At 43.5% G+C, this 9,641-nt stretch carries 6 protein-coding genes; 4 read left to right on the forward strand and 2 right to left on the reverse strand.

The genetic code is table 11. From position 1 onward, the window contains the following. Positions 1-262 precede the first annotated feature (262 nt). Positions 263-2,338 (reverse strand): M12 family metallo-peptidase, encoded by a 2,076-nt coding sequence (locus tag AB7U21_RS07795; protein WP_428388111.1) that lies wholly within the window; start codon positions 2,336-2,338, stop codon positions 263-265. A gap of 422 nt (positions 2,339-2,760) precedes the next feature. After that, positions 2,761-3,735 (reverse strand): hypothetical protein, encoded by a 975-nt coding sequence (locus AB7U21_RS07800; RefSeq protein WP_428388113.1) that lies wholly within the window; start codon positions 3,733-3,735, stop codon positions 2,761-2,763. 569 nt (positions 3,736-4,304) lie between these two features. Here AB7U21_RS07800 and ftsZ point away from each other — a divergent pair. The 4 genes from ftsZ to AB7U21_RS07820 form a co-directional block, all read left to right on the forward strand. After that, a complete protein-coding gene (ftsZ, locus tag AB7U21_RS07805) occupies positions 4,305-5,465 on the forward strand; it encodes a cell division protein FtsZ (RefSeq protein WP_333787072.1) in 1,161 nt (386 codons plus the stop codon). Between the two features lie 88 nt (positions 5,466-5,553). Continuing rightward, positions 5,554-7,035: a dihydropteroate synthase-like protein gene (locus AB7U21_RS07810; protein WP_333787073.1), complete on the forward strand. Its 1,482-nt coding sequence runs from the start codon at positions 5,554-5,556 to the stop codon at positions 7,033-7,035. An 8-nt stretch (positions 7,036-7,043) separates the two neighbouring features. Then, positions 7,044-7,505, forward strand: a complete 462-nt coding sequence (locus AB7U21_RS07815) for a hypothetical protein (protein ID WP_428388116.1) — start codon at positions 7,044-7,046, stop codon at positions 7,503-7,505. 173 nt (positions 7,506-7,678) lie between these two features. Next, positions 7,679-9,641 (forward strand): sodium-translocating pyrophosphatase (locus AB7U21_RS07820; protein ID WP_428388118.1); only part of this gene is annotated, 1,963 nt, incomplete at its 3' end.

Consider the following 9,641-nt stretch of genomic DNA (forward strand, 5'->3'; position numbering starts at 1 on the left):
CGCTCTTCCGATATATTATCTAAACGATCTTGTTGTTCTTTCACTTCAATATACTGTTGCGAAAAAGCATAAATTGTAATAATTAACAATAATACAACTACAATGCCTGTAATTGTGTCTATTTTCTTTCCCATATTTCTTCCTTATCCTTTATTCTTACAAACATCTGTTTATTCTTTAAAATAGATTTCAGATATTTTAAATAAGAAAGAGCTGAAACCAGCTCTTCTATTCTCAATTAAACATACTACGTTCATTGAAATTAAACAAACGTTGAATACTCATTCCAATGACCTATTACGGGTGTAACTCCGCTCCATCCAAGATCTATGAATACTGGATCTAAAGTAGAATCTACCCGCAACAGGAACCTATTGTTGGTAGCTTCAAAGATACCAACTCCAGTTTTACCGTCAACACCAGTCCAATGACCTACAACAGGAGTTGTTCCAGACCATCCGAAGCCTACAATATCTGCCGAATTGGTATTACGGTTCCACAGTGCCCAAGTACCAGCATTATTATATACACCTGGTTCATCTGTCCCATCTCCGTTCCAGTCACCAATAACCGGAGTAACGCCAGCCCACCCAAGGCCTATTGTTTGATAACTAGATCCAGTCTTAAGCAAGAAATTGTTGCCAGCAGTGTTGTAGATACCAACCTCAGTTGCATCATCGTTGTCCCAATCGCCCACAACCGGTTTTGTGTTTGACCATCCAAATCCTACAATATCTGCAGAATTAGTGTTACGGTTCCAGAGAGCCCAAGTACCAGCATTGTCATATACACCTGGTTCATCATTTCCATTTCCATCCCAATCGCCTATAACCGGAGTAACACCAGCCCATCCGAGTGGAATTGTTTGGTAACTGCCTGAATCTAATCTTAACAAGAACCTGTAATTTACCGGGTCATAGATACCAACTTCTATTTCATCGTCACCGTCCCAATCTCCTACAACCGGCTTTGTCCCTGACCATCCATATCCAACAATGTCCAGATAACCGGAAGATAGGTTCCACAAGGCCCAAGTACCAGCATTGTCGTAAACTCCAACGGTGTCGACATCAGAGTGTAATTCCCTAAAGTCTGATATAATTTCTTTATTAGCTGCCACATGCAATATGTTGTTGTGCGATGCATTCCCGTGACGATTTAAATCCGAGTATTCAACTTCCATATAGTCATCTAAGAATGAAGTGCCTGCGAATGGAGACCACATAGAGGTATAATGCCAACCATGGCCAACAGGCCATCTATAAGCTTCTTCATGACTCGCACCGAAGTTGTGTCCGAATTCATGAGTTATAAGGACGCATCTGCCATTATATGTAGCTTGATAACTGGAAAAAAGACCCGCAGATACCATTTGAACAACAGTAATGGCTCTTCCAGAGTCTCCATTAAAACTCCAGCCAAGTCCTATTGTATCACCTGGGAAATCTTTTCCATAAAACAACATAGCCAAATCACTGCCGGTCATATTTCGATAGGGCTTTATATCGTCTTCAAAAAAATCAAATGTGGCATCTGCACTACCATCCCCAACATTTAGATAGCCGTATCTTTTAAAGAAATGAATATTCAAGTCTGCATTCGCATTTGCTAATTCACCATTTACCTCATTAACCATAGATACAATCTCAGCTATTGGATTAGCATAATCATCTTCAAAATCCTGGTCATAGCATGGCAGGATGTCTATCTGAGTGTAACTTAATATGGAAGATGTAATCGCCCCTTCTGAAGACAAGCTCTCTGCAAATATCTCATTGCTCACAGCTTCTTCCTTTTCATCAACGCCACAAGTATTATATTCTTTAATTTCCCGTTCTTTAAAATCATCTAGATCATAAACCACATGAATGACATTTCCAGCCTGTTTTTGGTTTGTTTGGTCAATGATATATGTTTTATTCTCGACCCTGATACTTCCAATAAGAACATCATCTGCTACAGTCAATGATACCCTGCTATCATCCTTACCAGTTACATATCCACTATAGGTATCTACATATGGAGCATTTACAAAATAGATGCCTGTTTTATTCTCTTTGATTATTTTCGCACTTTCACTGATTACATTTGTTTCTTTTAGTTCAAGCTCAAGCTCCTTTCCCAATAGAGTTAATCTGACCTTGTCATTTTCTGCAGCTTTCATAAAAGCTTCAGTGTTGGGTGTCACCACATCAAAATTTTTAAGATTAGTACTTATCTCAAGTGAATTGTTGTCAAAATTTACTTTCTTGAGATAGTCGTCGTCACTTGTATCTGCAAAAGACGTTCCTGTAAGTAATACTAAAATTAGCAATACAATAGATAGATAGATAGACAATGTCTTCAGTTTATCACCTCTGTTGCTTTCTCCATATTATTTTAGATATGAAGTAAAGATTTGATTTATTTTCATAGTATATAATCCTTTTACTTAGGAATGTTTTATGATTACATACGTAGTCATATTTGACATTTTGATTAACTTATTCAGTTTCTTCTTTACTCTAAAACATATCCGAAAAATTTATTTTATAATGCAGACCCTTACCATTTGATCCAATTGGCTTTTGAGGTTTTAAAAATAAGCATTAGCTAGATAATAGAATACGCAGTGGGCTGATATGCCCTTCATGCGGCAAAGCTATGATATTGGCTGGATAACGCTTGATATTAAAGAACTGAAACCGATCAAATGCGAAGCATACCCGGCAAAATGAGGCTGCAAAAAATGTTCCAGTTAGCACTTTATTCCGGCGCAGTTCAACGTTTCTGCTTTTTATCCGATGTTTTGTCAAGTTCCTTCTTTATTGCAGATGCCTCTTTTTTGTATTTGACGGACATAGAACTATGAACATCTTCATCGATGATCTTGTCCTTCAGGTCCGAATCAATTGCTGAGAGGACTTTCTGTATTGCAGCGTACCTGTATTCCAGTTCCTGAAAGTCTGTATCCTCGAGCCTACCTTTGTTCTTTTTATTCAGATAGATGGCGCCTCCAAGAGCTAGCAGGCCAACTAAGAAGAACAAAGCAGACAAGTACATGGGACCATTTGATGTCTTTACCTTTGTTGTGGACACTGTGATCTCATTGAAGGCCGGATGGGAGAAAAAGAAAGTCGTGATATTACCCTCGCGCCTGGAATTAGAAGATAATGACATCCCATTCCCGTCAATTATCACCGGATCAAAACCCTGATCTGTTTTCACGTTCAGCACAAGAGAGTGGACCGAAGATGGCTGGTATCCTGGTAGTGTGAGCATTTTGGTGAACTGCCCATTGGACCTTTGCGGTAAGAGATAGACCAGACTGTACAACTGCGGCAACCCCGATGATACAGAAGTGATATTCTCACTGAAATAGAGGATATCTCCTGTCCGGTCATATTCTATATCCATTGCAGAGGTGGCATCAGACATATCCTGTTTTTGAAAGAGCATTATTGTGGAATCTGCTGGAACTGAGAGACCTACCAGAGTAACATTTGCGTTACCGGGCAGAAGTGTCCATGTTTCCTGCACAAGTATCCCATCCGCATAGCTCATATCCAGATCAATGATATACTGCTGAAAAGACATGCCCGCAAGATCTGTGTCATTTCCGGCTGTTGATGCGGCTGTGTTATCTGCTGCACACACATGGAGCAATAGGGCCAGGCATATACTAATGAGAAGCCATTGCCTCAAACATACAAAGATCTTCTGAGGCGATTTTTCAGGAGATAGATGAAGATTCATGGACATGTCCCTTTTAGTGCATTCATGTGTGACAATTGTTATATGTTTTTGCTTTTAGTGCTATGTGTGACCACATGCATCTACCAGCATGTTTTTCTGAACAATGGAAATGTATTCGACAAACACATATATATACAGCAATCTGTAAAATATAGGGCTGGTAAAGTTGTGTATGAAGATGATAGATGACGGATGTTGGTGGTATTCTTGTCGCCTTAGTCTGAGATCTGTCTGACATCAGCATACTCCCACAACAACGATCAAGTACCTTCTGAAAGAGGATCTGACTTGATTTTCCATCTGCTGCCACGCATCATGCTGGGCATCATGATGGTATAAAGAGAGATAAGGGAGAGGCAAGCTGTCCTGCACTGTAGGTATGTGTGCTTACCTCGAACTTTAAATATAAATACATAAGTATAAAAACAAGTAGAAATATATAGTAGCACTGTAGGGTAATGATACAATTCCACACAGAAGGAATCCGTGGAAATCCACATATTACAGCTATGTGGTCATTCACATATTCATTACACAAGTGTACTCAGTAATCCAACGAGGGGATGAACGTGCAATCCATAGTACAGGAAGCATTAAAACACACAGAAAAGGATAGAGAGTATCGAAAAACAGTAGCAGTGGATGATCAGCTTGACGGCTTCGGAATGCCGCGTATCACGATCGTAGGTTGTGGTGGCGCAGGAAACAATACCGTCAACAGGCTATACAATATCGGCATAGACGGTGCAGAGACCATTGCCATCAATACAGACAAACAGCATCTGGACAATATCAGAGCCGACAAGAAGATCCTTGTGGGTAAGACACTTACCCGCGGGCTTGGTGCCGGAGGATATCCTGAAGTAGGCGCAAAGGCAGCAGAACTGGCCCGCGGTACACTTGAAGACATTTTCAAGGAAACAGACCTTGTATTCATCACTGCAGGCATGGGCGGAGGAACCGGTACCGGTGTCGCACCTGTTGTAGCAGAGATCGCAAAGGAGCAAGGAGCCATAGTAGTAGGCATGGTCTCCAGTCCGTTCAGGGTGGAAAGAGCAAGGACCGTCAAGGCAGAAGAAGGACTTGAGGACCTGCGCAAAGCTGCTGATACTGTAATAGTGCTTGACAATAACAGATTGCTGGAATACGTACCAAACCTGCCTATAGAGCAGGCTTTCTCAGTAATGGACCAGCTCATTGCGGAAACCGTAAAAGGCATCACCGAGACCATCACACAGCCATCTCTAATAAATCTGGACTACGCAGACATAAGAGCGATCATGGGTTGTGGCGGTGTAGCTGTAATGCTGGTCGGGGAAAGCAAGAACCAGGATAAGAGCAATGATGTAGTACGCACTGCACTGAATCACCCCTTACTTGATGTGGACTACAGAGGAGCGACAGGTAGCCTTGTGCATATTACAGGCGGCCCGGACCTCAGTCTGAAAGAAGCAGAAGAGATAGCTTCATCCCTTACCTATGAACTTTCACCCAATGCAAATGTCATATGGGGTGCAAGGATAAGGGAAGACTATGAAGGCAAGGTGCGTGTGATGGCCATTATGACAGGTGTCCAGTCTGCACAGGTGCTTGGCCCGAAGAATACAGCAAGTGCAATGCCTCAGACAGTAGCTAACAATTCATCTGTCTATAGCAGGACACGCCAATCAATTGTTGAACCTCTTGGCCAGAGAAGGCATGGAGGATCAATTATCGATATAATAAACTGAATGAAGATCATCCAGGTGACATCACTGCACCTGGTCTTTTCTTTTTTACAGCAGATATTCTTTTTAACTACCTGTACAATTAGGTTACATGGATATCCTGGTTGCTACGGCAAAACTTGCAGAAGGTACTGTAAGGAAAGCCGTGGGTTCAAAAGCGCATACGATTGTACTGGACATAGACATCGCAGCATTTATAACACCGCGAAGGCTTCTTGAAGCCTTGAAAGACCAACAGCTGCAAAAACATTACGATATCATATTCGTTCCTGGCCTGGTATCCGGGGATTTTTCCAGAGTTGCGGAAGAACTTGGCACTAAGATATACCTCGGTCCGAAACATGCTTATGACCTGGGATATGTGCTGGATTTTGTAGGAAAGATAGAATTCTCCACCAAAGTACCTGCCTGTGAACTGCTTGCAGATGTCAGAAAGAAATTAGCCCTGGAGAAAGTGGAACAGCTGGAAGCCTCCTGTGAACCTTTAATGTGGATAAAGGACCTCAAGCTTGGAGGGGGCAGCCGCATGAAAATACTGGCCGAGATAGTGGATGCCACTGGTATGGAAACCACTGCCCTTGAAAAGAAAATATTGACTTTTGTGCACCGGGGTGCGGACATGATAGATCTGGGAGCATCCCTCAATGCCACACCAGAAGATGTGGAGCGTACTATCCGCACCGCCAGAAAAGTGACGACATTGCCCATCAGTATCGATACACTTGAAAACGCTCTTCTCACCTGTGCAATAGAAACAGGTGTGGACTTGGTCTTAAGTCTTAATAGCAGCAATCTTGATGAGATCGGTCCTCTCGCAGCACTTGCAGAAGTTCCTGTTGTGATCATACCTGATAACTCTGAAGGACTGGACAGTCTTGTTAAAAATATCAAAAAGACAAAAGAAATGGGTATCCGGAAGATCATTGCAGACCCTGTGCTTGACCCCATTGGCCACGGCATAGCCAGTTCCATTGTGCGATACTATGAATTCCATAAATTGTTCCCTGAAATTCCTGTTTTCTTTGGAGCAGGGAACGTAACTGAACTTCTTGATGTTGACTCCCATGGGGTAAATGCGACCCTTTGCGGCATAGCAGCAGAAGTGGGTGCAAGCATACTTTTCACTCCTGAGTACAGTTACAAGGCCCAGGGATCGATAAGAGAATTAAAGGTCGCCTCTCAAATGATGATACTTGCCACGGAAAGACAGAGTTCCCCAAAGGACCTAGGCATAGACCTCATAGAGCTTAAAGAAAAAAGGAGGCGGACCGATGCAGTTATGCCTTCCGAGTTCAGGAAAGCTAAAGAGCGCAGGATGTGGAAGATCGATCCGGCCGGAAGTGTGAGGATAGGGATCATGCCTGATGAAGAAAGAACTAGTAAAGGCTTGATAGTTGCAGAGCATGAAACTTCTGCGATAGTGGGCACCAATGCAAAAGCTGTACTGGATACCCTTATTGATATGCAACTTGTATCTACTCTGGAACATGCCGGCTATCTCGGAAGGGAGCTTAAAAAAGCTGAGATCGCCTTAAAGTTAAATAGGAGTTATGCACAGGATGATGAATTCTAGGTGTTACCATGATACTTCAACAAGAAGATAAGGATGCCATAGTTGCAATAGTAGCTGCGCGTCATTTTTCCGAGCAGAAATGGAAATGGGTCAATCTGAAAAAAGATCTGCAAAAGGTTATGAAAGCCTTTGAGGAAATAAAGGAACAATACGACAAGTACCCATATATGAGCAAGGATTGGTATGTAGAGAATTCGGCCACCAAAGGGATACATATGTGTGACACCTGGGAGGAGCTATCGCTTCTGGTAGAGTTCCTGAGGGATTATGCACAGTATTTTGATTTTATGGTGAAGTACGAAGGCGGAAGAAAAATGTTCTGCATTGCCAGCCATGACGGAAAACTCACACACGAACAGGAGAATGCCATTACGGTAGCAAGGAGATTAAGATGCAATGTTATTGTATTCTCCGTGGAGGTCCCGGATTCCATTGAGTTCGATATGATGCAGATGGGAGGAGGAACATAACTTTAAGTGGATCAAGATATTATCCGGAGCTTAAGATCATAACCAACTTTTTATATAGTATTGAAGAATATTAGCGCGAGCCAGTCTCATTTATACATGAGCTGTGAACACAGCTTATCTAATATGATACTTATACATAAATCAGAACCAAAGACAAATTGAGGAGTTACATAATGGATGTTTTATATTACCTGGCACCTCTTGCCGGTCTTGTCAGTCTGATATTCGCTGGCTTCTTTGCAAGCAGTGTCCTGAAAGAAGGCACTGGATCAAAGGAGATGCAGAAAATATCAGCTGCCATACAGGAAGGTGCAATGGCTTATCTGAATCGTCAGTACAAAACAATAGCTATTGTGGCAATAATTCTGGCAGCCCTTATATACACACTGCTGCCGGAAGGAGATAAGATCGCCATCGGTTTCCTGGTGGGTGCCATTAGTTCTGCTATTGCAGGGTACATAGGGATGAACGTATCTGTCAGAGCAAATGTCAGAACAGCTCATGCTGCTGCCGGTGGTCTGCAAAAAGCAATGCATGTGGCATTTCGTGGTGGAGCTGTCACAGGTCTTGCAGTGGTCGGACTTGCCTTGCTCGGTACCAGCGGATTTTACATACTTTATGGCGATGTAGACCTTGTAGTAGGTTTCGGTTTCGGTGCCAGTCTTATCAGCCTGTTCGCCAGGGTTGGCGGCGGTATATTCACAAAGGCAGCTGATGTAGGTGCAGACCTTGTGGGTAAGATCGAAGCAGGTATCCCTGAAGATGACCCTCGCAACGCTGCTGTTATTGCCGACAACGTAGGAGACAATGTAGGTGACTGTGCCGGTATGGGAGCAGACCTGTTCGAAACTTATGTGGTCACTGTGCTCGCTTCAATGCTGCTTGGTTCACTTGTAATTGACAAATATCCCAATGCTATCCTGTATCCCCTTATGCTGGGTTCGTCCGCCATTATCGCTTCCATCATATCGGTCTTCTTCGTAAAGATAGGAGCTGACGGCAAAATAATGAAAGCATTGTACAAAGGTGTTGCAGGCTCCGCTATCATCAGTCTTGTATTCTTCTACTTCATCACCAATTCACTGATGAATGATATGAGGATCTATCTTGCTGCTGTAGTGGGCATAGTGATCATGGTCTTCATGGTGGTTATCACCGAATATTACACTTCTACGAAATTCCGCCCTGTGAAGACAATTGCCGAGTCTTCAAAGACCGGTGCAGGAACTAACGTTATCTCTGGCCTTGCCATTGGTTTTGAGAGTACTGCTCTGCCTGTGGTAACAATCGTCCTCGGTATACTTGCTTCTTACTTTGTTGTGGGAGGCATGGCAGATCCTGAAGTCGGGTTATATGGTATAGCCATTGCAGCTGCAGCAATGCTCTCCACGACCGGTATAATCGTTGCACTTGACTCCTATGGCCCCATCACCGATAATGCAGGCGGTATAGCTGAAATGGCAGGCATGCCTTCAAGCGTGCGTAAGGTCACCGATGCCCTGGATGCAGTAGGTAACACCACAAAGGCTGTTACAAAAGGTTATGCGATCGGTTCTGCGGCTTTGGGTGCTCTTGCCTTGTTCGCAGATTACAAGCACAAGGTTTCACCTGCTGGTGCTTCCCTCAACCTGAGCCTGGATGAGCCAGTAGTGCTCGTAGGTCTCTTCATTGGCGGACTGTTACCTTTCCTTTTCACAGCTGTCACTATGCAGGCAGTAGGTAAGGCAGCTGTCAAGATAGTCGATGAAGTACGCCGTCAGTTCAGAGAGATTCCCGGTATCATGGAAGGGACAGCAAAACCGGAATACGGGAAGTGTGTGGACATTGTGACCGCTGCAGCCATCCGTGAAATGGCCATCCCTGGTTTCCTTGCAATAGTAGTTCCGCTTGCAGTAGGCCTTTTACTTGGTCCATCTGCTCTTGGCGGACTGCTCATAGGCCTTATTGTTGCAGGTTTGCTGCTTGCACTTACAATGGATAACGGCGGAGGAGCCTGGGATAATGCCAAGAAGTACATAGAGGATGGAAACTTTGGTGGAAAAGGCTCTGATGCACACAAGGCTGCAGTTGTAGGTGACACCGTAGGTGATCCCTTCAAAGACACTTCCGGTCCTGCCCTCAATGCTCTGATCAAGG

Origin of the sequence: Methanomethylovorans sp., assembly GCF_050177135.1 — an archaeon.
Taxonomy (GTDB): Archaea; Halobacteriota; Methanosarcinia; order Methanosarcinales; family Methanosarcinaceae; genus Methanomethylovorans.

Coding starts and splice junctions, on each gene's coding strand:
- AB7U21_RS07800 (WP_428388113.1), bottom strand. CDS start 3,735: ATGAATCTTCATCTATCTCCTGAAAAATCGCCTCAGAAGATCTTTGTA.
- AB7U21_RS07810 (WP_333787073.1), top strand. CDS start 5,554: ATGGATATCCTGGTTGCTACGGCAAAACTTGCAGAAGGTACTGTAAGG.
- AB7U21_RS07815 (WP_428388116.1), top strand. CDS start 7,044: ATGATACTTCAACAAGAAGATAAGGATGCCATAGTTGCAATAGTAGCT.